The sequence below is a fragment of the Bifidobacterium biavatii DSM 23969 genome (assembly GCF_000741165.1).
Classification (GTDB): domain Bacteria; phylum Actinomycetota; class Actinomycetes; order Actinomycetales; family Bifidobacteriaceae; genus Bifidobacterium; species Bifidobacterium biavatii.
Genome location: NZ_JGYN01000014.1, coordinates 1 through 25,368, shown reverse-complemented (window position 1 = coordinate 25,368; position 25,368 = coordinate 1). Strand labels below are relative to the sequence as shown.

Here is a 25,368-nt window from a genome sequence, read left to right as displayed (position 1 = left end):
ATACGTCGTCACAACCAATGCCGATAGTTCCGGCGACGTGTTGGACGGCATGGTTTGGAAAGATGATGCGCACAGTCTTATCGGCACAACGCGTCCGCCAACTCCATGCGGGGACGCATGCAATACAGGGGGAACGCGATGACGGCACACCATGACATTCCCATCCCGCAGCCACTGCTGCAATGGGATCTGGGCGACGGTTTCACGCTGCGACTGGCCGAACCGGACGAATACGAGGCGGTCGGCGACGCGCTGTTCGCCGCGTTCCATGACGGCTGCTGGGTCACCGACTTCTACGGTAAAGGACTCAAACGCATCGCGCAACGCGCCGAAACCGCGCACGTGTGGGGCATCTTCGACCGCTCCGGCGCAGTGCAGGCCGCCGTGCTCACGCCCAAGCCCGAAGACCACCATGAGGCCAACTACACGTTCAACATCCTCGGCGTCGCCCCGTGGGGGCGCGGCCACGGGTTCGGCCGCACGCTCGTGCGTCACAGCCTCGACATCGCCCGCGCATACGGCTACCGGACAGTCGAACTGCATTCCAGCCCGCAGATGACCGCCGCGCACCGCCTCTACTACGCGTGCGGATTCCACCGCCGGCCCGACTGGGAAACCATCATCGTCGACCACGGGCAGCGGCTGCTCACGTTCACGCACACCGACTACGCCGTCGCCGGCTGAACGAGCCGCATCGTCCGATCACGCGCAGATCGAACGCATCATCCACAGCACAGACCAACCATCGCAAGGAACATTTATGACCAACGCAACCTCCACCGACGTGTCCGTTTCGTTCGAGCCGGCATCCTCCGCACGCAAGCTGCCGGCCGGCGGCACCGGCCGACTCGGCTTTTTCGAACCGGCCGCGCCCGCCCTGCCGCTCAATCCCGACGACGCGCTCGCCGACATCGCCGCGGAATCGGCGGGCAACGCGCAGCCGTATCCGCTTGTCCTGTCCGCCAGCCCGCTCGACCCGCGCGCATGGCCGGCGATCATCGCCGCACGCGTGGCCGGCGGAGTCACGATCGGCAGCAGCACCGCCGATGACGTCGAGCGGTCGGCCGCGTCCACGGCATCCGACGCCCCGGCATCGTCCGCCAACTCCTTCACCGTCGACACGATCGACGTCAACGGTGACGAACTGCCCGACGTGACGCTGTACGCGGCGCGCGCGGACGGCACGCGCACGGCTGTCAGCGACGACTGGGCGCGACTGAGCCGGCTCATCGAACGCTTCTCGCCGCACGCCGGCACGCTGTATCCGTCCGCGCTGGCCCGCGACATCGACCGGCTGGACGCGATTATCGACCAGGATCTCATCGGCACACTGTTCGCCGTCATCGCATCGTCCGAACATCCGCACGACGAGCGTCTCGACCGGCGCGACTTCCTGCACGGCGCGCAACAGCACGCCGCATTGCGCCGCGTCTTCTACGCGCGGCTCGGTTGGTTCGACGACATCCTCTCGCGCAGCCCGTATCTGCTCGGCTCCCAGCCGACTGACGCGGACGCGCACCTGTTCGGCGTGCTGCTCACGTTCGACATCGGCTATCGCAACGCGTTCCCCGTGCCGGACGCTGCCGTGGTCGACTATCCGCACCTGTGGGAGTACGCGAAACGACTGTACGCCACGCCCGGACTGGTCAGTGACGACGACCGCCGCACGATCGGCCTGCTGCCTGACACGGACGGCGCGTACACGCAACCGTGGGGCGAGCCGGCGTTCACCGAAACCGTGGACGACATCCGCGCCGCGTGGAATGCGTGACAGCTCCCCTGACAAGGGAAGCCGAGCAATACAACATCACCGTTAAAGCCCGGCAAAGCACTAGCCAACAATAATCAACAACCAACAACAGGGGGAACAATATGGGGAACAACAACGCGCACGACACACACGCTGGGCCGGCGAACGTCGTCGAGACGAACGAACGATACGTGGTCACGGTCGGCCGTCTGATCACCGGAAGGCCGGGCGAATCCCTCGCTGACCAGGCCGTTGCGGTGGACGGGCGACGCATCGCGTGGGTCGGGGACGTTGCCGCACTGCCGGCGGAGTACGCGGATTGGGCGCGCGCCGACTATTCGGGCTACACGCTGCTGCCAGGACTGGTCGAAACGCACGCGCATTTCGGCGCGCGGCCCGGTTCCGCACCCAACGTGTCCGATCCGGCGCGGCACGTGCAGGGATGGAACGCGCTGCACTCCCTGCACTGGGCGCAGCAGCTCGCCTCGCTGGGCGTCACGTCCGCCCAGTCGCTGGGATCGAAGTATTTCACCGACGTGGCGCTGCGCGAGGCGATCAACGCCGGACTGGCCGAAGGGCCGCGCATCGTGGCGGCCGGTTCGATGATCACCACCACGGGCGGGCACGACTGGAAAGACAGCGGCGAAGTCGACTCGCTGGACGACATCCGCCACGCGGTGCGCGACCATCACAAGGCCGGCGTGGACACGATCAAGGCCGCAGCGACCGGCGGATTCTTCACGCCCGGCACCGCACAGTGGAAGGCGCAGTTCACCGTCGAAGAGCTGCGCACGCTCGTCGACGAAGCGCACCGGCTCGGACACCCCGTGGCCGTGCACGCGCACGGCACGCAAGGCATCCGACGGGCCGTCGAAGCGGGCGTCGACTACATCGCGCACGGCACGTTCATCAGCGACGACGGCACCACCCGGTTCGACCCCGAACTCGCCGATCAGATCGCCGAGAAAGGCATTTACGTGGACGTGGCCGCTCCCCCGTCGTATCCGCCGGTCGAAGGCGAGACGATCGCGCCGCGCGCGCTCGACCTGTACCGCCACGGCGTGAAAATCGTCACCGGGCACGACATCGGCGCGGTCATCCCGCCGAACGCGTACCTGTACGGGCTGCACCAGCTCGAAGCGTCCGGCATTCCGCGCGCCGAAATCCTCGTGGCGGCCACGTCGCGCGCGGCCGCCGCGATCGGACTGGCGGGCGTGGCGGGCGTGATCGCGCCCGAGTATGACGCCGACCTGCTCATCGTGGACGGCAACCCGCTCGACGACCTCAACGCGCTCGAACGGCGGCAGCTCATCATCACGCGCGGGCAAGTGTTCCATCCCGTGCCGGTCGAGGAATACCACGGGCGCAAGCGCGACGGCAAAGGGCACACCAACAACGTGCTCGAGGAACGCTTCGCCCGCGTCTCACGCGCAGCCCTGCAGAACTGGTGACGGGCGCGGCGCAAAACTGCCTCCCTGCAAAGCAAAGGGCCGCCCGGGAGCTTCCCGAACGGTCCTCAGATCGCAGATAGCGCAGATCGGCACCCGAATACAACGCACGCATTACCGGCTTTTCGTATTTTGGTGTGTCGGTGAGGCGTGGCTCTGTGGTGTCGGTATCGTCCGCACTGTTCGTGCGTCCGATGCTGTGTTGTCGTGAGATTGCGCGACAGCGCAATCTCAGCATCGCGCTGCGCGCGATGAAAACGGCATTGCACTGCGTGCAATACGCTGTTTCCGGCGGCAGCAACCGCTGCCGCGCTCCTTATGGTTGCAACACTCCCGGATGCTGGCGGTAGCTCTCGGCCCCCTCGGCTGAGGGGGCTCCCGGCGAAGCCGGGTGGGGGAGCGTCGCGGCGCTACGCGCCGCCAACAAGCACAGCATCGCGCGATAGCGCGATTCCGATACAACAGGCACGCGTGCCATACACACCAAAATACGAAGAGCCAGCATTACCCGAATACGCAAAAGAGGGCCGTCCGGGAAGTTCCCGGACGGCCCTCAATGGGTTTCAGCGTGAATCAGCCCTGATAGTAGTCGGCGTAGGCGCCGAACTTCCACAGCTCGAACGAACCGCCGCCGCCCGGGCCGGAGTAGAGCGGCGAGCCGCCGAGCGACTCGCGGCCGGCCGGTTCGAGCCACTTCTCGTAGACGGCCTTGCGGGCGTCCTTAACGGACTGCGGGGTGTGGCCCTCGTCGTCAGTGAACGGGTTGCGCGCATAGTCGCCGTTCTCGTCCGGCGTGTAGCCGAGCGCAAACAGTTCGGCATCGTCGATGAATCCCGGCGTCTGGAACAGGTCGCGCGCATACGCCCACAGGTTCGGGTAATCCCACACGTGCACGATATCCTCGGTGCCGAGGCTGTCGATGAAGCCCGGACGGTAGCCATTCTCGAACGATTCGAGCGTCTGGAACAGGCGCACGTCGCTGTCCGTGTACTGGTCGCCGAACAGGTAGCGACGAGAAGCGAGACGGAAGTCGTAGTCGGCCAGGCGGGCCTTGAAAATGGTGTACGCGGCTTCGGCGGCGCCCTTCGACGTGGCGAAGTTAACCTTGTAGGTGCCGTTGTTCACGTCGTCGAAGATCTGCTGGTTGAGCAGGTCGATCTCCTCGCGCAGCTCCTGCGGGTACAGGTCCGGGGCGCCCTCCTTGTGGAACGGGGCCCACGCGGTTTCCAGATCGTTGCTCAGAATGTGGTAGTTGTTGGTGACCACCTTGCCGGTCTTGAGGTCCACGACCGTGGGCGAGGTGCCACGGCCGGTGAACTTGTCGCCGACGGTCGCGCGGTAGAAGTCGTTGAGCCGGTCGTAGCCGAACAGTTCGGCCACGCCGCCCGGCGTCTTGGTGAGCTTCCAGCCGTCCGCGTCACGGCCGTAGACGACCTCCGGCACGAACGCCTGCTCAAGGCCGAGCAGACGGATCACGATGCGCTGGCGACGGTTCCAGCCGCAGCCGAGCGCGCCGAGCACGTGGTAGCGGCCGGCTTCGACCGGAGCCTGGCCGGGTTCGTCGCCGAAGCGCACGGTGAACGCGTTGCGCTGGCGGCGGAACGCACCGTCCGGGGTCTGCTCGACGGTCGTCTCCTCGATCGGGCGGTCACGCTTATCGTGTCCGGGGCGCGGGGCCGGTCGGACGCCGCACGCGTCCGCGGCGGGAGCGCTGAGGCTGATGGCGGATTCCTTGAGTTCCAGTGCCATGGTTGGGTTCCCCCTTATTCGTGTCGAAGTGGCTGCGCGGTTCCCTCCCGCGCGGGTTGGTAGCCATCTTCGCAGACGCGCCCCCGCGACACGACGGGGTGATTATCGCCGTTCCTTGTGACGGCATATAAGGCCACCCGATAGGCGCGCCGCCGCTCAGCGCTCGTCGAGCGGCACGTAGTCGCGTTCGGTCTCGCCGGTGTAGACCTGGCGCGGGCGGCCGATCTTCGTGTTCGGGTCGGCGAGCATTTCGCGGTACTGCGCGATCCAGCCAGGGATGCGGCCGAGCGCGAACAGCGTGGTGAACATGGCCGGGTCAAATCCGATCGCACGGTAGATCAGGCCCGTGTAGAAGTCGACGTTCGGGTACAGGTGACGCGAAACAAAATAGTCGTCAGTCAACGCGATGCGTTCCAACTCGGTCGCCACGTCGAACAGCGCACGCTCGTCGGCAGGCAGCTTGGACGTGTCCTCGCGTTCCATGATCTTCTCCAGATACGTCTTGGCGATCGCCGCGCGCGGATCGTACGACTTGTACACGCGGTGGCCGAGGCCAGAAATACGGTGGCCGTTCGCCTTCGCGTCCTCGACGAACTCGCGCACGGTTTTGCCGGAGTCGCGGATCGCCTTGAGCTGGCGCAATACGGCCTCGTTCGCGCCGCCATGCAGCGGGCCAGACAGAGCGTTCACGCCAGCCGCGACGGCCGAATACAGGTTCGCGTGCGCGCTGCCGGCGATGCGCACGACGGACGTGGAGCAGTTCTGCTCGTGGTCGGCGTGGATGATGAGCAGACGGCCGAGCGCGTGCACGTACAGCGGGTCGGATTCGAACGGTTCGTACGGCACGGCGAAGCACATGCGCAGGAAGTCGTCGACGTAGCCGCGCGCGTAGTCCGGGTAGAGCATCGGCTCGTCGCGACGGCGGCGGAAGATGTACGACACGATCGTGCGCACCTTCGCCATGATGATGATCGCCGCCTCGTCGAGCTGGTCCGAGTCGGTGATGTCGGTGGTATCCGGGTAGAACGTGGCGAGCGCGTTGATCGCGGACGCGAGCACGCTCATCGGGTGCGCGGTGCGCGGGAACGAGCCCATGAACGTGCGGAAGTCCTCGCCGACCATAGTGCGATGGTTGATCGCGGAAACGAACTTGTCGTACTGCTCGCGGCTGGGCAGTTCGCCGTGGCGCAGCAGCCACGCGACTTCGAGGAAGTCGGAGTTTTCGCACAGCTGCTCGATCGGATAGCCGCGGTAGCGCAGGATCGAATTGTTGCCGTCGATGAACGTGATCTTCGATTCGCACTGCGCGGTGGTCAGAAAGCCGGGGTCGAGCGTGACCCAGCCGTCGTTGCGCAGCGTGGAGACCACGATGCCGTCCGCTCCGGCCGTGGCCTTGACGACCGGCAGAGTGTACTTGCTGTCATCCACGTTCAGCTGAGCTGTTGCCATACTTGCTCCCTCGATTGGTGCGGGCCGATCGGCCCAAAAGTAGGGCTCACTATATGGCATGCGTGTTTCGGCGCAAGTCGGCGTCTCAAAAACGACGAACGGCTCCCCGCGTTGGGGAGCCGTTCGTTCGGTTAATCTTACCGGTCGATCTCGCCGGATCATTGCATCGTCACAGGTTGGTGCGGTCGGTGAAAATGATCGGGCCGTTTTCCGTGATGGCGATGGTGTGCTCGCTGTGCGCGCCGCGGGAGCCGTCCTCGGAGCGCAGCGTCCAGCCGTCCTTCGGATCCTGGTAGATCTCGTCGGTGGTCTTGAGGAACCACGGCTCGATCGCGATGACCAGGCCCTCGCGCAGCTTGTAGCCGTGGTGCGCGCGACCGTCGTTCGGCACGTGCGGGTCGCCGTGCATGATGTGGCCGACGCCGTGGCCGCCAAACTCGAGATTGATCGGATAGCCGTATTCGCGCGCGACGTCGCCGATCGTGTTGGAGATGTCGCCAAGGCGGTTGCCGGGCTTGGCCGCGTCGATGGCGGCGGCGAGCGCCTCTTCGGTGCACTTGATGAGGCGCAGGTCCTCCGGGTCCTTGTCCTTGCCGACCACGAAGCTGACGGCCGAGTCGGCGACCCAGCCGTCGACGCTGATCGCGAGGTCGAGGCTGACGAGGTCGCCGTCCTTGAGGCTGTAGTCGTACGGGACGCCGTGCAGGACGGCGTCGTTGACGGAGGTGCAGATGTAGTGCGCGAACGGGCCAGTGCCGAAGTCGGGCGCGTAGTTGACGTAGCAGGATTCGGCGCCCTTGCGGTCAACGATCTTCTTGTGCACGAATTCGTCGATTTCGAGCAGGTTGGTGCCGACCTTGGTGGTTTCGGCGAGTTCCTTGAGAATGCCGCCGACGAAACGTCCGGCCGGCTTCATCTCCTCGATTTCCTTGGGTGTTTTCAGTTCGATCATGCGGCCCAGCCTACTCGCCGCGCGCTACTTCTTGTTCTTGGCGGGCTTGCCGAACGTGAACGCGCGCACGATCGCGGAGACGCCCATGACGACGAGCGCGCAGCCGCCGAGGATGACGAGGAAAACCATCGAGCTGACCGGGGAGAGGATCACGGCGATGCCGGCGATGATCGACACGATCGCGTAGCACACGGCCCAGCCGGACTTGGGCAGTCGCCACGATTCGGCGAGCGCCATCACGCCTTCCATAATCCAGCCGAAGCCGACGATGAGCGTGACGAACACGGCAAGCGACGTGCCGGACAGCGCTGCGTTTTTCAGCATGATCACGCCGCCGAACGCGAGCAGGATGCCGACGAGCACGTCGAGCACGCGCCAGCCGCCGGGCAGGCCGAGCGTGACGAGCGCACTGACGATGCGAATGACGCCGGAGACGACGAAGTAGATGCCGAACGCGACGGCGAACACAGTGAGCGTCTTGCCGGGCCAGACGAGTAGCGCGATGCCTAGGATGACGGCGGCTGCACCGATGATGCCATACAGGCCGCGGATTGTGTTCTTGGCCTGCTGCGGGAGGAGTTCCTCGATGAGCTTGAACGGACTGAACTGCTGGCCGGGCTGCTGCCAGTAGCCGTTGGGGTTCTGCTGGTTCGGATTCTGCCCGAACGGCTGGTAGGCGAACGGCTGGCCGTACGGCTGGTTCTGCTGGCCGTACGGATTGCCGGTCTGTCCGTTGGCCTGGTATTGGCCGTAGGGCTGACCGTACGGATTCTGCTGGTACTGGCCGTACGGATTCTGGCCGTTTGTGCCGTTCGCGTTGTTCGCGTTGTTCGCGTTGTTCGCGTTGTTCGCGTTCGAATCGTTGGGATTACCGCCGTACGGATAGTCCTGATTGGTCGGCTGTCCGTTCGGAGCGTACGCGCCATATTCGGGCTGCCCGTTGCCGTTCGGTTCGCCGCCGTTCTGACCGTTGCCGTTCTGACCGTTGCCGTTGACGCTGTTCTGACCGTTGGCGCCGTTGATGTTCGGATCGCTCATGATGACTCCTTCGCTTGCATGTTCCGGATATCTCGTGCCGGATGTTCGTCCACCCTCAGTCTAGACACACTGTCTAAATTCACACCATCAGCATAATGCGACAATCTGTCTATTTATCCTACCGCGGCGATCCAGCCCTTCACATTGTGATGTGCACAAGTCATGCAATCCGAAGTATCGGAATCGCGCTGCGCGCGATACTGCGTTGTTGGCTCGCTGTCGCTCACCCCACGCCCACAAACACCTCTGATACTGGCGGAGCCTCGGCCCCCTCGGCTAGGCCGAGCCGTAAAGAAAACAGTCCAGTGGACTGCTTTTAGGCGAGGAGCGAGCGATAGCAAGCCAGCAATAACGCTCGCGAAGCGAGTCCATAATTGCAGGACGCTGTCAGCAGTAGCGGTAGCTGCCACCAAGACAAGTGTTCAACGCACTGCAAAGCTGGCGGAGCCTCGGCCCCCCTCGGCTGAGGGGGCTGTCGAGCGTAGCGAGACTGGGGGAGCGTCGCGGCATGTTAGTGCCGCCAACCAGCACAGCATCGCGCGCAGCGCGATTCCGATACCACCGCGCACATCCACTACACTCAACCCATGAGAGAGATGCCGGCTCTGCGTATTGCGGCGTGTATGCGAGGGGTTGTTGGATCCGCGAGGGACGGGCTTGTTGGCTGGTCATGACGGTCGGCGCTGTTGCCGTTTCGGTTCCGGCGTTGTCACAGATGGTTGTCACAGATAGGAAGATTGAGGCATTTCCGACAAAGTGTGACGGCCGGGCTGCCACACATCGTGGGAAAGACCATGCGCAGATAGGACGTGACAAACCCGACAATCCACGGAAACCTTGGAATTCCAAGCGAAACGGTTCGTTATCCAGAAATTGTCCGGCACGGTGTCCTGTCACACTCTGAAGGAATCCTAGACAATCTACAGGGTCTGACACCGTGCCGTGTCATACCCAGTCGGTCCCATGCTGCTCTACACAAAGCATGACACGCAGCACAACAGGTCCTGCACAATATGACCAATCCGTCGCATCGGAATCGCGCTTTGCGCGATGCTGTGCCGGTTGGCGGCACTAACGTGCCGCGACGCTCCCCCAGTCAGCCTGCGGCTGACAGCCCCCTCAGCCGAGGGGGCCGAGGCTCCGCCAGCATCACAGGGCATACATGTGGGCGCGGCGACTAGGCCGCCAATCTCACAACAACACAGCATCACGCGACAGCGTGATTCCGACACACCAGCCAACACCCATACACGCCAAATGCGAAAAACCACGAAACAATCGTGTGCAACGGCCGATTTCCCGCCCGGCGCAACATCGCGCGACGTCACCGAACGCAGATAGTATGGGCGGCATGACTACAACGCTCACATCCGGACTCGATCCGGCATCGTTCTCATCCGTCATCAAGCCGTCCGACGATCTGTTCCGCTACGTGAACGGACCGTGGATCGACACGTACCGCCTGCCCGACGACAAGGCGCGCTACGGTTCGTTCGACAAGCTCGCCGAAGACGCCGAGTCGCAAATCCGCGAAATCCTCGAAGACGACGACTGCCCGGCCGTCAAGTCGCAGGCGCTCTACCGTTCCTTCCTCGACACCGACGCGATCGAAGCGGCCGGCGTCGACCCGATCAGGCCCGAACTCGAGGCGATCGACTCCGCCGCCGACAAGGCCGCGCTTGTCCGCGCGCTCGGCACGCTCAACCCGACCGGCGGCCCGGACCTGTTCGGAGTCGGCATCTACGGCGATCCGAAGGATCCGACCACCAACATCGCGCACATCGAACAGGGCGGCCTTGGTCTGCCCGATGAAGCGTACTATCGCGAGGACCACTATGCGCCGATCCGCGAAGCGTACGTCGACATGGTCGCCAAGCAGCTGCATAACGCCGGCTACGGCGAGCTCGACGCGACGCAGGAGCAGGCCAAGCGCTTCCTCGACGTCGAGACGCGCATCGCCGCGCACCACTGGGACAACGTGTCCACGCGTGATTCGGTCAAGACCTACAATCCGACCGACTTCGCGCAGCTGAGCGCCACGCTCGCCGACTTTGACATCGCCGCATGGGCCGAAGCCTGGCAGGCCGCGTACGACACAACGCCGGCCGCCGCAGCCCAGCCGGTCAGCGTGCTCGACGTGCTCAAGCGCACGATCGTGCACGAGCCGAGCTTCCTCGAAGGCCTCAACTCGTTCTGGAAGTCCTCCGAGCTCGACGACCTCAAGCTGTGGGCGCGCGTGCACGCGATCGTCGGCGCCGCGTCCATGCTGTCCAGCGCGTTCGACACAGCCAACTTCGACTTCTACGGCAAGGTGCTTTCGGGCGCGAAGGTGCAGCGCGACCGCTGGAAGCGCGCCGTGTCGCTCGTCAACGGCATCTGCGGCGAGGACGTCGGCCGCGAGTACGTGCGCCGCCACTTCCCGGAAAGCTCCAAGCAGCGCATGGAACAGCTCGTTGCGAACCTGATCGACGCGTACCGCGTGTCGATCACGAACAGCACGTGGCTGGGCGCGGAGACGCGCAGCAAGGCGCTCGAAAAGCTGTCCAAGTTCACGCCGATGATCGGCTACACCGAGCACTGGCGCGACTACACAGCGCTTGACGTGCACGCCGACGCGGGACTCATCGCAAACATGGCCGCGGCCAGCCTGTACGAGTCCGGTTATCAGCTCGCGAAGGCCGGCAAGCCGGTCGACAAGGGCGAGTGGGAGATGAACCCGCAGACCGTGAACGCGTACTACGATCCGAGCAAGAACGTGATCGTGTTCCCGGCCGCGATCCTGCAGCCGCCGTTCTTTAACCCGGAAGCCGACGACGCGGCCAACTACGGCGGCATCGGCGCGGTGATCGGCCACGAGATCGGCCACGGATTCGACGACCAGGGCGCCCAGTACGACGGCGACGGCACGCTCAACGACTGGTGGACGGCCGACGACAAGGCGAACTTCGAACAGCGCACCAAGGCGCTCATCGAGCAGTACAACGCGTTCGTGCCGACGCAGCTGGCCGAAAAGTACGCCGACGAGCCGGGCCGCGCTCCGCACGTCAACGGCGCGCTGACGATCGGCGAGAACATCGGCGATCTGGGCGGCGTGAACATCGCGCTCAAGGCGTACGCGTTCGCTTTGGACGCGGAGGCCGGACGCCCGAAGGACGGCTCGCCGGAGGCGATCGAGGCGTCGCTGGCGACCGCGCCGGAGATGGACGGCTTCACCGGCCTGCAGCGCTTCTTCCTGAGCTACGCGTCGATCTGGCGCACCAAGAACCGCGACGAGCTGGCCGAGCAGTACCTGCAGATCGACCCGCACTCCCCCGCCGAATGCCGCACCAACGGCATCGTGCGCAACGTCGACCTGTTCTACAAGGCGTTCGGCGTGAAGGAGGGCGACGCCATGTGGCTCGACCCGTCCAAGCGCGTCTCCATCTGGTGACCGCACACTGACGCGCTGCAGCCGTACTATAGCCGCCGCAGCGCAGCCAAGACACCGGGCCGTCCTCCGCAAAGGGGACGGCCCCTTTGTTGCGTGCCGGCTTTTGTTATCGTCCCGACAACTTCGCCTTCGGCTTGCAGGTTTTCGCCGTTTATCGCTTCTCGCCAATGACGCGATGCCGCCGACGGCTGACGGCTCTTGTGCGTCGCGCTTCCACCGGCCGGATCGGCCGTTTTGCCATCCCTTATAACTACATGACTACCCCCATTCCGCGGCTCCCCGCTCTCACGGGTTCACCAGCGGCGTGATGTCTCCGATGGTGGCGGCATCGAAAGTGAACACGTCCCAGTCGCGCTGCAGGTTCATCCAGAACTCCGGCGTCGTTCCCAAAGCCCTGCCCAAGCGGTGCGCCATCGCCACGCTGATTCGACGTTTGCCGTTGACGATCTCCCCCACCGCCGTTTCGGAGACGCCGATGGCTTTCGCCAGCCGGTAATTGCTGATATGCAGCGGCTCCAGAAACTCTTCCTTGAGAATCTCCCCCGGCGTGCTCAGATATTCGCCAGGCCGTCGTTCCGCCTCGTTCCCTCGCGACCGGTCAGGTTCGCGGTTCGAGGTGCGACTCCGTTCCCAATCAGGCGTGGTAGTCGGTGAAGTAGACATCGTATGCCTCCTGTTCCTCGTCGTTCCAGCGGAACACGAGCCGGTATTGGCGATTGACCCGAATGCTCCAATAGCCGGCGAGATCGCCGGACAGCTTTTCAAGCCTGTTGGCCGGAGGCACCGCCAGATCACGCAGCGAACCTGCGGCCTTCAGCATCTGCAGCCTTCGTGCCAGCTGTCGTTCGCAGCCGGACGGATATCCTCGCGGATACGGTCCGCCGTACAGGAAGTCGCCCAACTCCTTGTCTCGTGTCGCAATGTACATAATACTACCTCTATACGTTAGTATCGCAACGCGTTACTATCGGATGCTGATGGAGGCAGCCGAAGGCATGAGCGAACCCTCAGAAATCGCCGGCACCGAAGTCGTCCGACGGAGGTTCCTCGGCGGGCGGTATGTCGTCAAGGGCGGCAGCTTCCGCCGGCATGGTGCCGTCTCCGGACGGTTCTTCGGACGGTTCGCCGGGCAGCTTTCCGGACATTGAGGCAGCGTTCGCACTCGCAGGCAGGGGCGAGGCCAGCTGCGAAGCCGTACTACGGAACGGATCATTGGCGAGCGACGCGGACAGTGATGCGCCCACCAACGCAGGGTCGGCAGCCGGCCCGTATTGTCCGCCCCGCCCTCCGACCGCGTTGGGATCCATGCCGTTCGGACCACCCTGCCCGTTTGCCGCTCCGGCTGCGCCGTTCGCTCCCGTACCGTCGCGACGCTGCATATTAAGGTGCGAGGTGCCGTAGTTGAGGTCGTGGCCGACGCTACTGGCCTCGAGCACGTTGCGTGACCGTTTTTCGCCGTTGTCGGCGGTCCATTCCTCGGTGGCGAGCATGCCGACGACGATCACCGGCTGGCCGGTGCGCACGGATGAGATGACATTCGCAGCGAGCGCCCGGTACGTTTTGACGGTGATCCATGTGGTCGGCAACGTTTTCCACTGCCGGTTCGCGTCATAGTAGCCGCGCCGGCAGCCGAGGCGGAACGTGCAGATCGAGGGCGGACTGCTGTGTCCGAAGCCCTGCGGCGTGCTGCCCACTCGGCCGGTGATGGTGACGTGTCCTTGCTGCAGTGCCATGATCGGTCCTTTCTTCGGCGCTGACGCCGGCATGACTGCCGGTGAAGTTGGACCGCGCGGACCACGACGCATGGGACTTGCCCTTGAGTGGAGGTGGAGATGCGAGGTTGAGAGAGAAAGGGCTTCCTTCGTCAACCAGCGCGGTGATCCACGCGGTGACACCAACTATGCACGATCGACCGCGATCACCATAGGGAAAACGGGCATTGTGGACGCAGACTCGACTCCTCGGCGTGTTGTGGATAACTCCATGTGGACAACCCGCCGACTTATCCACGGCAATCGTTTGATTCGCTTCACCGCACCGGAGTGACATTCGCGATACGAACCAGGCGTTCCTAGCGTCAATGTCACTCAACAGCCGCTTCTTGCGTGACATTGACGCTACTTACGCACCATTACCGGGGGCTTTGTCACTCAAAGACGTCATTTTTCGTAGCAAAGTCCCCAGCACATCCCAGCTGACCTCCTGTTTGCCACGCAAACGATCGACCTCTCACCCGTAATGCGCTCGGTCAGTCGAACCAACAACGCGATCAATCGACCGGATCAATCGTCAGCAGCGAGAGCGCGTGGGTCGGCAAGGCGAAGCGCAGCACCAGCGGCTCGCCGTCGGCCGGCACCGTCATGGTACGGTCGGCATCCAGCCGTTCAAGCTCGCCGGCGCGGCGGATTGCGTCGTATTGCTCGCCCTGCGGATACGCCGGCCGCCCTTGCACGATCCACGCCGTGTGCGCGTTGGAGTGCGCCGCGTCGACGCGATAGTGCGACAACCGGTACGTTCCCGGACGCAAGCCAGCCACGCGCACTTCGACATCGTGCGATTCGTCGACGTCGATGTCGTCGCAGTGCGAGTAGACGAGCGCCCGCACCGCGCGACGATCGGCAACGTCGCCGCCGGCCGCATCGTTTGTATCAGCAGCGACATTCTCGACCGCATCGACCGTCGCATCACCCACCGTATCGACTACCACATCACCAGCCGCGTCATCAGCCGTATCGACCGTCGCAACGCAGCCGACGACCGTCTGCGCGCCTTCGCCAGTGTATCGCTGCGGCGTGCCCTTGCCGTACGCCTCGTCGATCGAGCGTTCGAGCGCGAGATCCGGCGCAATGCCGCCGCTCACGGCCACAGTCGTGCCGCCGAGCCGCGAGAACATGCGGAACGCGTTGAACACGGGCTTGTCGATGTCCTGCGTGCTGAACGAGCGCGTGCCGGCGAAGCACTCCTCCTGCGGGAACATGAACGCCCACGCGAGCGGGGAGACGGTGATGCCGCGCGCTTCGCCGAGCGTACGGATGCGATCGTATGCCGCGGCCACGTAGGACGCGTAGTATTCGCTGTTGCGGAAGCGCATGTTCGAATTGTCGGCAATGTTGCCGGCCGCCCACGTGTCCGGATCCGCTTCGGACAGCACGACGTGACGGTCGCCGAAGCCTTCCGCCGCAACGATGTCGAGTCCCTGTTCGACCTGGTGTACGAGGTTGCCGACGCTCGGCACGGCCTTGTCGGCGTTCGGCCGGCCGCCCGGGAAGTGCGCGCCCTTGACGTGGAAGGTCACGAAGTCGAGGCGTGCGCCCGTGCCGCCGGTGCATGCGTTCTCACCTTCGCGGCAGTGTTTCAGGAACGTTTGCAGCAGGCGGCGTCCGCTGCCGCCATCGAACACGCCGGTGACGGCCGGTCCGGACAGTCGCGCGCCCGGCAGCACCGAGTGCAGCGCGTTTTCCGTGTAGTCGTACAGCGTGCAGTAGCCGTCGTCGCCGCCCGCCCAGTAGCCGATGTCGGGCTCGTTCCACAGTTCGAAATACCACGTGCCGAGTTCAGTCTCGCCGTAACGCTCCTTGAGATGCGCGGCGAGCGCGGCGATGAACGCATGCCAACGTTCCCAGCTCTTGGGCGGGTACGTCCAGCCGTTCGCGCGGTACAGGTCGACCCACGGCAGGTGCGACTGGTCCTGGTACTTCGGATCGGCGAGCGCCTCGGGCATGAATCCAAGCTCGACGAACGGCTTGTTGCCCGATTCGACGATCGCGTCGAGGATCATGTCGTAGTGCGTGAAGTCGTAGACCGGATTGCCGTCCGCGTCTTCCGTGTAGATGTTCGTCGAGCCGAATTTGGGGCTGCCGTAGCAGTTGCCCGAGCAGAACATGAAGTGGGTGCGTACCCAGTACGGCGCGTCCGGCAGGGCGCCGAACCGGCCGAGCAAACGTTTGCCTTCCGGCATGTACGTGTAGTTGCATTCGTCGTAGCCAACGAACCGCCAGTCGTGGCCCAGCGGTCCGGCTGCGCGCGTCGCGTCGACGTCGATACGGCAGATGTCGTCGCTCATGATGATCTCCTTGTTGATTGGTTGATATTGGTTGACGTTGGTGGTTGGTCCGGATTTGACTGATGCGCCGACTGACTGCCGATTGATCGGCAATCGGTCGATGGCGGCGGTCAGCCCGCGATCGCCGCGTGGAGTCCGGTCATGGCGAACATGGCGATGAAGCTGGTCGTGGCGAGGGTGAAGCCGGCGAGACGCGCGTTGCCGAGCACGCGGTCGGTGAACAGCGTGCAGAACACGGCGGTCGGCGCGAAGCACATAAGCGCGACGGCCTGCCGTGTGGTCGCGTCGAGCGGCAGCAGGAACCATGCGGCGAGCGCGAACAGCACGCTGCACGGCAGTCGCCAGCCGATCACCTGCGCCACGTCGCGCATGTCGTTGCGGGTCGCGGGCAGTTCCATCAGCATGCCGACCATGAGCATCGAGCAGAACGGGTTCGCGTCGGCGACCGGCGCGAGCACGTCCGGTATCAGGCGCGGTATCGGCAGGTCAAACAGCACGACGATCGTCATGGCCATGTACATGTCGAACGGGCCGGACTTGAGAAAGCCGAGTGCGATCGTACGCAACCGTTCACGCAGCGCACGTTTGCGATCGGTTGCAGTCGGCGGCGTAAGGCAGCCGACCGGTCCGTCCGTGCGCTGTTCGGTAAGCGGCCGCGACGGGTCGATTTTCAGCAGCGTCGTGGTCATGACGTTGCCGCCGGCGGTGGTCATGATCGCGTTGCCGATGTCCATCATCGCGCCGATCACGATCGCGCCGGACCCGTAGAACGCCTGCAGCAGCGGGAAGCAGAAGTTGCCGATGTTGTAGCCGGACGTGTTGAGCATCAGGAACGCGCGGTCGGCGACCGGCCGGCGGCGCGTGGCCCAGTACACGAACGGGACCGGCAGGAACGCGGCGAGGAAGCCGAAGAGCGTGACCCACAGCAGGCTCGCGCTGTGCGGGTTCGTGGCAAACGAGACGACGATCGCTGCGGGCAGCGTCACGTCGAAGACGACGACCTGCATGATGCGGTAGTCGCGCGGCTTGAACAGGCCGCAACGCTTGAGCGCGTAGCCGAACAGGATGATCAGCAGAAACGTCGCCGGCTTGAGCAGCTGGCCCATCATGCCTCCTTTGCCGAAGCGGAGTGTCCCGTCATGGCCCTCATGGCCTTCATGGCCTTCATGGCCTTCATGGCCTTCATGGCCCACAAGACCCAAGACCCAAGACCCAAGACCCGCGGCTGCCGTGCGGACGACAAGACAGCTTCCGTTTCCCGATTTCCAGGTTTAACCTTAAACCAATACTGATTATGGCACCGCGGCCAGACGCGACACGCCAACGCATGTTCCGTTTCCCACGAGCGCAGGTTCCTTCAGACTTCCTAATATGGAACCCATGCAGTCCAGCCAGAATGACGCCGACGCCGTTTCGCCAGCCCAAGCCGAACCGATCGACGATCTACCGACCAGCGACCGGCCTTCCGCAGCCATGCCGGCGCAATCCCAGCCGACCCACGAACAACCAGCCGATACCGCACCGGCCGACCCGAACCACGTCGTCACGCTGGCCGACGTGGCGCGCGCGACCGGCTTCTCGCAGATGACCGTATCGAACGCGCTGCGCGACCGGCCCAAAGTCAGCGAGGCCAACCGGCGAAAAATCAAGGAAATCGCGCAGCGCATGGGCTATCAGGCCAACGCGGCCGCAACCATGCTGCGCAACCGGCGTAGCGGCATCATCCAGATCGTCATCGACGACTTCGAAGTGCCGTTCCACGCCAGCCTGGCCAAATATCTCGCGCAGGAGGCGACCGCGCGCGGCTACCAGGTCGCGGTCCGCCAGTCCGAGCGCTCGGGCAGTGCGGAAATGCGCGTGCTGAAAACCGAACGCGGGCTGATCTACGACGGCGTCATCCTCGACGCGCCGAACATCACCGAAGCGCAGGTGCTCGCCCACGCGCACGGTCGACCGGCGTTCGTGATCGGCGACTGCGCCGACTTCTCCGCCGTCGATTCGATGGACACCGCGTGCGCGCCGGGCGCGGCCGCCGCGGCGGAACACCTGTGGGAGCGCGGCTGCCGCGAGTTCTACGTGCTCGGCGCGCCGGAGCACTGGCCAGCGGACGCAGCCACGACAAACGCGACAAACACGACAAACCATATGGACTTCGGCCCGCGCCGGTTCGCCGCGATCGTCGACGCGCTCGCACGGCACGGCGCGTGCATCGACGACGACCACCGCATCCCCTGCGACTGGACGCTGGAAGGCGGGCATGACGCGGCGACCCGGCTTGCGACGCGACTGCGCGCCACGCATACGATCAACGCCGCCGACGGCATGGCCACAGCCGACGACTCAAACAGCATCCGCCATTCCAACACCGGCAGCGAATCAGCAGCGGTCTGGGCAACGGACGTCCCCGTCGGCGTGCTGTGCCTGACCGACACGGTCGCGTTGGGCGCGCTGCGAGCGTTCGCCGAACACGGCGTGCGCGTGCCGGACGACGTGCGCGTCATCGGCTTCGACGGACTGGCGATCGACGCATACGCGGTTCCGTCGCTGAGCACGGTCGCCATGGACGTGCCGGCGATGGCCGCAACCGTCGTCGCGCGGCTGGTCGCGGCCATCGAAACGCAGCCGGCGAGCGCTCCCCCGGCCGGCGCCATGCACGAGACAATCCCGTACCGTCTCGTCGCGCGCGAATCATCCCGCTGAGCAGTCCGGACAGCGCAGCACAGCACAACGCAGCAGCCCCGGCGCAGCCCAACGCAGCCCAACGCAGCCCAACGCAGCCGGACATACGACGGCGGTCCGTTCCGAACAGGTCGGAGCGGACCGCCGAGCATGCAAATCGCGCGATCAGTCGCCGTTGGAAGCAGGCGCGGACTCGCCGCCCTGCTCGGCGTGCTTCTGGTCGAAAACCTGGCGCATGTACGGGCCGAACGATTCGATGATGTGCGCCGCGCCGATCAGATCGTCGTGCAGCTTCTCGTCGCCCGGCGTCTCGCAGTGAGAGCCGACCGGCTTGCCTCCCTCGAATTCGACGACGATGCGGCCGAGCGGCAGCGTGTTCTGCGGCGGCTCGGGACGATTCGTAAACGCGTAACGGCGGTAAATGCTGCCGTTCTCCTTCGACTTGGGCAACACGTCGTACAGCTGGGAGACGAACGCGAGCAGCGCGCCGCAATTGTCGACATTGTCGGTGATAAACGACGACAGCGAGAACTCGAGCTTCGTCTTGCCGTCCTCGTCCGGCTCGTCGACGTCGATCTTGGCGATCGCGCCAGGATCGTCGACAGTCACGCCCATGTCGTACGCGTAGAAGTAGCCGAACACCTTCGACTCTCGCTGGCCGCCGTTGCCACCATTGCCATCATTGCCGGGCGCGGCGTTCGCGGCGGACTCGTCGCCGATGGCGGCCATGTCGGCGGCGATCGACGCGATGTCGGTGATCGCGTCGGCCGAAGCGCCGCCATCCTCGGCAGGCGCGGCGGACTGCGCGTTCGCGGCGTTCGCATCATTCGAGGTATCGCGTTCAGCCTGCTCGAGCTGGCCGAACAGCTGCGGCAGGTGTTCGGTCACGCCGGCAACCAGACGCTGAGCTCCGACCAGTACCTCCTGCTTGAGCTGGCTGTTGATGGCGCAGCGATGCGAGATGGTCACGCCCTCCTCGCTCGCGCCGAATTCGGCGGTGAACCGCGCGACCGGCATGACGCCCTTGGGCAGCTCCTCGGTGCAGGAGAACGCGTAGCGGCGGAACGTGATGTCCTTCGCGTTCGCATCCTCGTGTTCGGCGAGCGCCTGGCCGAGCAGCTTGACATCGGCGAGCAGCAGCTGGCGGTTCTCCGCATGCTGCTTGATGAGGTCGCCAGCGTGGATGCTGATCTCGCGCTCACCGCCCTTCGGCTGTTCGAGCGACACCCAGATCAGCTGGTCGGAGTCCTTGGGATCGTTGTCGGCGTCGAATGCATAGAACCAGCCGATGATGCGCGGCTTGTTGTCCTTGTCGTCCTCCGCGTTGGCGTTCGCGTTTGCCGCATCGGCGTCGTGCACGATGCGCTCCGCCTCCGCCACGGCATCGTCGGCGTTCATCTTGTCTTCGTTGGCCATGATGGGTCCTTTCTGGTCTTGTACCGTGTCCAAGACTACGCCATATACGCCATATGCGTCGTTCAGTTGAGGCTTTCTTCAAATTGAGCGGCGTATGACCGCCCATGATCACGCTCTTCTCCGAATCGAGCGGCGTCATCATGCCTTATCGGGCCCGGATCGGACACCGATCGATCCGAATCGGCTTGGAATCGGGGTGCATATTCGTTGTGGCACCGCTCAATTTGCGAATCGACCCATACCAGAGGCGTAAAACACCGCTCAATTTGAAGAATGCCCGTCAAACGTGCCACAAAACGCATCAAGCCCCTCGCGAAGAGGGGCTTGATGGTTGTACGACGGGTCATACGTAGCCACACGTTGGCCATATGCCTCCGTATGAAGACCTCGCGAATCAGGCCAAACGATCGACGATCGCCGCGACGGCGTCCTCGACCGGGACGGCGACCGAGTTGTCACCGTTGCGGTCGCGGACCTCGATCGTGCCGTTGTTGACCGTGTCGCGGCCGGCGACGGCGATCAGCGGCACGCCGATGAGCTCAGCGTCCTTGAACTTGACGCCCGGGGAGACCTTCTTGCGGTCGTCGTAGATGACCTCGACGCCGCGCGCCTCAAGGTCGGCAACCAGCTTCTCGGCAGCCTCGAACGCGGCCTCGTCCTTGCCGGTGGCCACGACGTGCACCTGCGCGGGGGCGATCACGGCCGGCCATGCGAGGCCCTTCTCGTCGTGATGCGTTTCGGCGATACACGCGAGCACGCGGGAGACGCCGATGCCGTAACAGCCCATCCACACCGGCACGGCCTTGCCGTTCTGGTCGAGCACCTTGAGGTCGAGTGCCTTGGAGTACTTGAGGCCGAGCTGGAACACCTGGCCGATTTCCACGCCGCGCTCGAAACTCAGCGGGCCGGAGCCGTCCGGGCTCATGTCGCCGTGGCGGACCTCGACGGCCTCGACCACGCCGTCGGCCTTGAAATCGCGGCCGTAGACGAGGTTGTAGTAGTCGACCTCGTGCTCGTCGGCGCCGGTGAACCATGCGGAACCCTTGACGACGTGCGCGTCCACGAGGTAGCGCAGCGGTTCCTTGACTCCGGCGGCCGGGCCTTGCGGCCCGAGCACCATCGGGCCGATGTAGCCCGGCACGAGTTCCGGATGCTTCTTGAGATCCTCCTCGGTGGCCTCTTCAAGCTCGGACGGAGCGAACTGCGCCTCGAGACGCTTCATGTCGACCGTGCGGTCGCCCGGCACGCCGACAACGATCAGCTCGCGCCACGGTTCGTCGTGATCCGCGTCCTCCGGATGCTTGACGGCGATGACCACGTTCTTGAGGATGTCGGAGGCTTCCCACGAACGGCCGTCGGTGCGCGGATGGTCGGCGTTGGCGCGTTCGATCATCTTGTCGATGGTCTTCGCGTCCGGCGTGACCTCCTTGGTGGCGGCCGGGGTGTTCGTGGCGTCGATCTCGGGCAGTTCGGGCGTGTGCAGCGCCTCGACGTTCCACGCCTTGCCGGACGGGGCGAGCGCGAACGTGTCCTCGCCGATCGCCATGGGAGCGAGGAACTCCTCGGACGCGGAGCCGCCCATCGGGCCGGACATCGCGAACACCGGCACGTACTTCAAATCAAGCCGCTGGAAGATGCGCTCGTACGCGCCGCGCTCGTCCAGATACGCCTTGCGCATGCCCTCCTCGTCGATGGTGAACGAGTAGGCGTCCTTCATCACGAACTCACGGCCGCGGATCAGACCCGCGCGCGGACGGAACTCGTCGCGGTACTTGGTCTGGATCTGGTACAACGTGACCGGCAGGTCCTTGTACGACGAGTACATGTCCTTGACGAGCAGCGTGAACATTTCCTCGTGGGTCGGCGCGAGCAGGTAGTCGGCCTGGTGACGGTCCTTGAGACGGAAGATGTTGTCGCCGTACTCCTCCCAACGGTGGGTGGCCTCGTACGGTTCGCGCGGCAGCAGCGCCGGGAAGTGCACTTCCTGCGCGCCGATGCCGTTGATCTCTTCGCGGATGATGTCCTCGATCTTGTTCAGGACGCGCAGGCCGAGCGGCAGCCAGGTCCAGATGCCGGGCGCGGCCTTGCGGATGTATCCGGCGCGCTGCAGCAGTTTCGCGGAATCGACGTCCGCGTCGGCGGGGTCCTCGCGCAGGGTGCGCAGGAACAGGGTAGACATACGAAGTGCTTTGGAACTCATGCGTTCCAAGGTACTCAATCAAGCCGACAGGGTATATGAAGAAAAGAGCTCTTCGTATTTTGGCGTGTATGACGAGGCTGCTCTCTGTATCAGAATTGTTCCGCGCGCAATGCTGCGCTTGTCGGCGGCACTAGCGTGCCGCGACGCTCCCCTAGTCGACCTGCGGTCGACAGCTCCCTCAACCGAAGGGACCGAGGCTACCGTCAGCGCCAGAAGCGTTGGACTGAAGCTGACACGGCAGCCATGCAGCCGCCGGCAACCCAGCATCGATAGACAGCATCGTTAGACAGCGCGATTCCGCGCTCAGAACAGTTCGGCCTGCTCGAATTCGGGGTCGGCGCCCGCCCCGGCGGATCCTCCCGAGCCGGCGGAACCCACCAGCCGCGGGTCGAACGCCTCCGGCCCTTCCGCCTCCAGCCGCATCGCCGCGTCGGCCGAACCGGCGCGCAGGTCGCCGTCAAGCATCACCGCGTCGGGCGAAACGTAGAACATGCGCTCGCTCACGCCGGCCAAGTACAGTCCATCCATCGACTCCACGCGCGACAGCGCGACGTAGCCCATGCCAGGCGCAAACGTTCGCTTCAAATCCATGACCGCACGATCCAGCGTCATGCCCTGCGACTTGTGGATCGTAATCGCCCACGCGCAGCGCAACGGCACCTGGTTGATCGACGCGAGCACCGTCTCGCCGTCCGTCATCTCCCACGACGCGGGCTTCATCGTGACCACGTTGCCGTTCTCGAATCCGACGATCGGCCAGCCGCCCTTCGACTCCGGCGCGAACCCGCGCACCGTGCCGAGCGAGCCGTTCACGTACTGCCGGTCGGCGTCGTTGCGCAGCGCCATCACGGCCGCGCCTGTCTTGAGTACAAGCGTTTCCGGCGCGAGCATGTTCTTCTTGAGCCGGTCGACCATGGTCGCCGGGCCGGCCTCTTCGGCGTGGAACGTGTGCTCCTCCGCGCCGATCTGCGCGAGCCGCAGGTCGTTGAGCCCGTCGGCCTGCCGGTTGACGGGGAACAGGTGCACGGCCACCTCGCCGGGCTGTGGCTGCAGGCCCAGCCGCGCGGCGAGCACGTCGTGGTCCTTCTGGTCGACGCGCCCCTCGCGGATGTCGGTGAGCACGGTGAGCAGCGCGCCTGTGTCCTGACGATGCTGCTCGGTCAGGTAGCAGATCGTCGGCGCGAGCTCGTCCCACACCAGCGATTCGGTGACGAACCCGTCCGGATTGCGCCCGGCCCGCGCGTAGCGTTCGCGCGCGGCGACGAATTCGGGCGGCGGGGCAATCACGTCGTGGTTGCGCGACGCGACGCTCACCGGCGGCAGCTGGAAGAAGTCTCCGGACAGCACGACCTGCAGGCCGCCGAACGGGCGCGGGTCGCGGCGCACGTCGCGGCAGACCTGATCGACCATGTCGAACAGCCACGCGTGCATCATCGACACCTCGTCGATGACGAGGATGTCGGTGTCCTGTATCTTGCGCCGGCGACGCGTGCGGATGAGCTTGAGCAGGCTGGTCGTGAGCGCCGTGGACACGCCGACGCCGCTCCACGAGTGGATCGTCTGGCCGTTGACGTGCGTCGCGGCGATGCCCGTGGACGCGGTGACGGCGACGTGCGCGCCGGCTTTGCGCGCGGCGGTCACAAATTCGTTGAGCACGTAGGTCTTGCCCGCGCCGGGAGCGCCCGTCAGAAACACGTTTGCGCCGGCGGCGAGGATGGCGAGGGCTTCGGTTTGGAGCACGGTTCCTGCGTTTCTGCTGATGGTCTGACTGTTGGTCCGCTCGTTGGGCCGACTGTCGGACCGCTTGTCGAGCTGTCTGCCGGACTGTTGTTGGATTGTTTGCTTGGGCTACTTGTTGATGCTCGTGGCGACGATGTCGGCGGCGATGCGCTTGGCGGTCGCCTCGTCCGGGCCGGGGGCGGGAGCCATGACGGCCTCGCGGTAGTAGCGCAGCTCGTCGAGCGATTCGATGATGTCGGCGAGCGCGCGGTGGCCGCCGTTCTTCGGCGGGCGGTTCTCGTACACGGCCGGATACCAGCGGCGGGCGAGCTCCTTGAAGGTGCTCACGTCGATGCTGCGGTAGTGCAGGTGGCTCATGAGGTTCGGCATGTAGTGGTCGAGGAACTTCTTGTCGGAACCGATGGTGTTGCCGGCGAGCAGCGGGCGCACGCCGTCCGGGGTGAAGCGCAGCACGTATTCGGTGACCTTCTTTTCGGCCTCGGCCAGCGACAGGCCGTGCTCCCATTCGTTGATGAGGCCGGAGCGGGTGTGCATGTTGCGCACGAAGTCGTTCATGTGCGCGACGGCCTTGTCGGAAGGCTTGATGACGTAGTCGACGCCTTCGTCCAGCACGTTGAGGTCGAAGTCGGTCGGCACGACGGACACTTCGACGAGCTCGTCGCCGCCGAAGATGTCAAGTCCGGTCATCTCGCAGTCGATCCAGATCAGTCGCGAATCCTTCGAAGTGTACGTTTCCGCATCATGCGCATCCACCATTGTGGAACCCCTTTCCTTGGCTGTGCCCTGGCTGTGCGTCAGTCCCTTATCGAACAGTACAGGCTACCGCGCCGACGCTACAAGTCCGCGCGTCCGCGGACCTCACGGCAGCGCATACGCAAATGGCTCCCCTGCCGCACATGGGCAGGAGAGCCATTGCCAGTCAGCCGATTCGATCAGCGGATCAGTTGTTGTGGAAGCCGCTGTAGTTCGGCGCTTCGGCGGTCATCACGATGTCGTGCGGGTGCGATTCGCGCAGGCCGGCGTCGGTGATGCGGATGAAGCGGCCCTTCTCGCTCATCTCCTTGATGTTGTGCGCGCCGATGTAGAACATCGACTGGTGCAGGCCGCCGATCATCTGGTAGAGCACGGCGTTGAGCGGTCCGCGGTACGGCACTTCGCCCTCGACGCCTTCCGGCACGACCTTGTCGTTGGAGGTGACGTCGGCCTGGAAGTAGCGGTCCTTGGAGTAGGACTTCTTGCCGCGCGGAGCCATGGCGCCCAGCGAGCCCATGCCGCGGTACAGCTTGTACTGCTTGCCGTGCAGGAGCACCTTCTCGCCCGGGGCCTCCTCGCAGCCGGCGAGCGCGCCACCGAGCATGACCGAGGACGCGCCGGCCACGAGGGCCTTGGCGATGTCGCCGGAGTAGTGGATGCCACCGTCGGCGATGCACGGGACGCGCGSCGGCCTTGCAGGC

Annotated in this window: 19 protein-coding genes; 5 read left to right on the top strand and 14 right to left on the bottom strand. The window is 64.8% G+C overall.

All coding sequences use genetic code 11. The annotated features are described in order from the left end of the window. Window positions 1-138 precede the first annotated feature (138 nt). The 3 genes from BBIA_RS13335 (at window position 139) to BBIA_RS05835 (ending at window position 3,201) form a co-directional block, all read left to right on the top strand. Window positions 139-684, top strand: coding sequence for a GNAT family N-acetyltransferase (locus tag BBIA_RS13335; protein WP_051923844.1), 546 nt, complete (start codon window positions 139-141; stop codon window positions 682-684). Between the two features lie 76 nt (window positions 685-760). Next, the gene (locus BBIA_RS13330) at window positions 761-1,771 is read left to right on the top strand and encodes a glutathione S-transferase C-terminal domain-containing protein (RefSeq protein ID WP_051923843.1); all 1,011 of its coding nucleotides are present in this window, start codon (window positions 761-763) and stop codon (window positions 1,769-1,771) included. A gap of 101 nt (window positions 1,772-1,872) precedes the next feature. Next, window positions 1,873-3,201 carry an amidohydrolase family protein gene (locus BBIA_RS05835; protein ID WP_051923842.1) on the top strand — a complete coding sequence of 443 codons (1,329 nt, stop codon included), beginning with the start codon at window positions 1,873-1,875 and terminating at the stop codon, window positions 3,199-3,201. A 570-nt stretch (window positions 3,202-3,771) separates the two neighbouring features. On the opposite strand, the gene BBIA_RS05830 is transcribed toward BBIA_RS05835, so the two are convergent. The 4 genes from BBIA_RS05830 to BBIA_RS05815 all read right to left on the bottom strand — a co-directional run bounded on the left by BBIA_RS05830 (window position 3,772) and on the right by BBIA_RS05815 (window position 8,386). Beyond that, window positions 3,772-4,947: a glutathione S-transferase C-terminal domain-containing protein gene (locus tag BBIA_RS05830; protein WP_202962035.1), complete on the bottom strand. Its 1,176-nt coding sequence runs from the start codon at window positions 4,945-4,947 to the stop codon at window positions 3,772-3,774. 156 nt (window positions 4,948-5,103) lie between these two features. Further along, entirely contained in the window at window positions 5,104-6,396 is a 1,293-nt protein-coding gene (locus BBIA_RS05825; protein ID WP_033495237.1) for a citrate synthase, read from the bottom strand. Between the two features lie 169 nt (window positions 6,397-6,565). Further along, on the bottom strand, window positions 6,566-7,348 hold the full coding sequence (gene map / locus BBIA_RS05820; RefSeq protein ID WP_033495239.1) for a type I methionyl aminopeptidase: 783 nt from the start codon (window positions 7,346-7,348) through the stop codon (window positions 6,566-6,568). A 24-nt stretch (window positions 7,349-7,372) separates the two neighbouring features. Beyond that, window positions 7,373-8,386, bottom strand: coding sequence for an HdeD family acid-resistance protein (locus BBIA_RS05815; protein WP_033495240.1), 1,014 nt, complete (start codon window positions 8,384-8,386; stop codon window positions 7,373-7,375). A 1,342-nt stretch (window positions 8,387-9,728) separates the two neighbouring features. On the opposite strand from BBIA_RS05815, the gene BBIA_RS05810 reads away from it, so the two are divergent. After that, on the top strand, window positions 9,729-11,816 hold the full coding sequence (locus BBIA_RS05810; RefSeq protein ID WP_420796687.1) for a M13 family metallopeptidase: 2,088 nt from the start codon (window positions 9,729-9,731) through the stop codon (window positions 11,814-11,816). A 285-nt stretch (window positions 11,817-12,101) separates the two neighbouring features. Here BBIA_RS05810 and BBIA_RS05805 read toward each other — a convergent pair whose 3' ends face one another. From BBIA_RS05805 to BBIA_RS05785, 5 genes are all read right to left on the bottom strand, one after another. Next, window positions 12,102-12,479, bottom strand: a complete 378-nt coding sequence (locus BBIA_RS05805) for a HigA family addiction module antitoxin (RefSeq protein WP_081892106.1) — start codon at window positions 12,477-12,479, stop codon at window positions 12,102-12,104. Further along, window positions 12,451-12,744 (bottom strand): type II toxin-antitoxin system RelE/ParE family toxin, encoded by a 294-nt coding sequence (locus BBIA_RS05800; protein WP_033495242.1) that lies wholly within the window; start codon window positions 12,742-12,744, stop codon window positions 12,451-12,453. The genes BBIA_RS05805 and BBIA_RS05800 overlap by 29 nt, the downstream gene beginning before the upstream one ends. A gap of 79 nt (window positions 12,745-12,823) precedes the next feature. Then, window positions 12,824-13,549: a single-stranded DNA-binding protein gene (locus BBIA_RS13325; protein WP_051923841.1), complete on the bottom strand. Its 726-nt coding sequence runs from the start codon at window positions 13,547-13,549 to the stop codon at window positions 12,824-12,826. A 536-nt stretch (window positions 13,550-14,085) separates the two neighbouring features. Then, on the bottom strand, window positions 14,086-15,879 hold the full coding sequence (locus tag BBIA_RS05790) for a GH39 family glycosyl hydrolase (RefSeq protein ID WP_035138129.1): 1,794 nt from the start codon (window positions 15,877-15,879) through the stop codon (window positions 14,086-14,088). A 110-nt stretch (window positions 15,880-15,989) separates the two neighbouring features. Next, on the bottom strand, window positions 15,990-16,985 hold the full coding sequence (locus BBIA_RS05785; protein ID WP_033495244.1) for an AEC family transporter: 996 nt from the start codon (window positions 16,983-16,985) through the stop codon (window positions 15,990-15,992). A 274-nt stretch (window positions 16,986-17,259) separates the two neighbouring features. Between BBIA_RS05785 and BBIA_RS13320 the strand changes: the two genes are divergently transcribed. Continuing rightward, window positions 17,260-18,579 (top strand): LacI family DNA-binding transcriptional regulator, encoded by a 1,320-nt coding sequence (locus tag BBIA_RS13320; RefSeq protein WP_051923840.1) that lies wholly within the window; start codon window positions 17,260-17,262, stop codon window positions 18,577-18,579. 144 nt (window positions 18,580-18,723) lie between these two features. Here the strand turns inward: BBIA_RS13320 and BBIA_RS05775 are convergent, their stop codons facing one another. The 5 genes from BBIA_RS05775 to BBIA_RS05755 form a co-directional block, all read right to left on the bottom strand. After that, window positions 18,724-19,974 (bottom strand): hypothetical protein, encoded by a 1,251-nt coding sequence (locus BBIA_RS05775; protein WP_033495246.1) that lies wholly within the window; start codon window positions 19,972-19,974, stop codon window positions 18,724-18,726. Between the two features lie 394 nt (window positions 19,975-20,368). Next, a complete protein-coding gene (locus BBIA_RS05770; RefSeq protein WP_033495315.1) occupies window positions 20,369-22,174 on the bottom strand; it encodes a proline--tRNA ligase in 1,806 nt (601 codons plus the stop codon). Window positions 22,175-22,477: 303 nt separating this feature from the next. Further along, entirely contained in the window at window positions 22,478-23,914 is a 1,437-nt protein-coding gene (locus tag BBIA_RS05765; protein WP_081892100.1) for a PIF1 family DEAD/DEAH box helicase, read from the bottom strand. A gap of 108 nt (window positions 23,915-24,022) precedes the next feature. Next, window positions 24,023-24,670, bottom strand: coding sequence for an oligoribonuclease (gene orn, locus BBIA_RS05760; RefSeq protein ID WP_033495248.1), 648 nt, complete (start codon window positions 24,668-24,670; stop codon window positions 24,023-24,025). 184 nt (window positions 24,671-24,854) lie between these two features. Then, the coding region (locus BBIA_RS05755) for an IMP dehydrogenase (RefSeq protein ID WP_035138127.1) at window positions 24,855-25,368 on the bottom strand (514 nt) is incomplete at its 5' end.

Excerpts from the sequence above, each read along its gene's own strand:
- BBIA_RS13325 (WP_051923841.1), bottom strand. The coding sequence starts at position 13,549 with ATGGCACTGCAGCAAGGACACGTCACCATCACCGGCCGAGTGGGCAGC.
- BBIA_RS05830 (WP_202962035.1), bottom strand. The coding sequence starts at position 4,947 with ATGGCACTGGAACTCAAGGAATCCGCCATCAGCCTCAGCGCTCCCGCC.
- BBIA_RS05790 (WP_035138129.1), bottom strand. The coding sequence starts at position 15,879 with ATGAGCGACGACATCTGCCGTATCGACGTCGACGCGACGCGCGCAGCC.
- BBIA_RS05815 (WP_033495240.1), bottom strand. The coding sequence starts at position 8,386 with ATGAGCGATCCGAACATCAACGGCGCCAACGGTCAGAACAGCGTCAAC.
- BBIA_RS05835 (WP_051923842.1), top strand. The coding sequence starts at position 1,873 with ATGGGGAACAACAACGCGCACGACACACACGCTGGGCCGGCGAACGTC.
- BBIA_RS05785 (WP_033495244.1), bottom strand. The coding sequence starts at position 16,985 with ATGGGCCAGCTGCTCAAGCCGGCGACGTTTCTGCTGATCATCCTGTTC.
- BBIA_RS05810 (WP_420796687.1), top strand. The coding sequence starts at position 9,729 with ATGGGCGGCATGACTACAACGCTCACATCCGGACTCGATCCGGCATCG.
- BBIA_RS13335 (WP_051923844.1), top strand. The coding sequence starts at position 139 with ATGACGGCACACCATGACATTCCCATCCCGCAGCCACTGCTGCAATGG.
- BBIA_RS05800 (WP_033495242.1), bottom strand. The coding sequence starts at position 12,744 with ATGTACATTGCGACACGAGACAAGGAGTTGGGCGACTTCCTGTACGGC.
- BBIA_RS05775 (WP_033495246.1), bottom strand. The coding sequence starts at position 19,974 with ATGGCCAACGAAGACAAGATGAACGCCGACGATGCCGTGGCGGAGGCG.
- BBIA_RS13320 (WP_051923840.1), top strand. The coding sequence starts at position 17,260 with ATGCAGTCCAGCCAGAATGACGCCGACGCCGTTTCGCCAGCCCAAGCC.
- map (WP_033495239.1), bottom strand. The coding sequence starts at position 7,348 with ATGATCGAACTGAAAACACCCAAGGAAATCGAGGAGATGAAGCCGGCC.
- BBIA_RS05825 (WP_033495237.1), bottom strand. The coding sequence starts at position 6,396 with ATGGCAACAGCTCAGCTGAACGTGGATGACAGCAAGTACACTCTGCCG.
- BBIA_RS05770 (WP_033495315.1), bottom strand. The coding sequence starts at position 22,174 with ATGAGTTCCAAAGCACTTCGTATGTCTACCCTGTTCCTGCGCACCCTG.
- BBIA_RS13330 (WP_051923843.1), top strand. The coding sequence starts at position 761 with ATGACCAACGCAACCTCCACCGACGTGTCCGTTTCGTTCGAGCCGGCA.
- BBIA_RS05805 (WP_081892106.1), bottom strand. The coding sequence starts at position 12,479 with ATGTCTACTTCACCGACTACCACGCCTGATTGGGAACGGAGTCGCACC.
- orn (WP_033495248.1), bottom strand. The coding sequence starts at position 24,670 with ATGGTGGATGCGCATGATGCGGAAACGTACACTTCGAAGGATTCGCGA.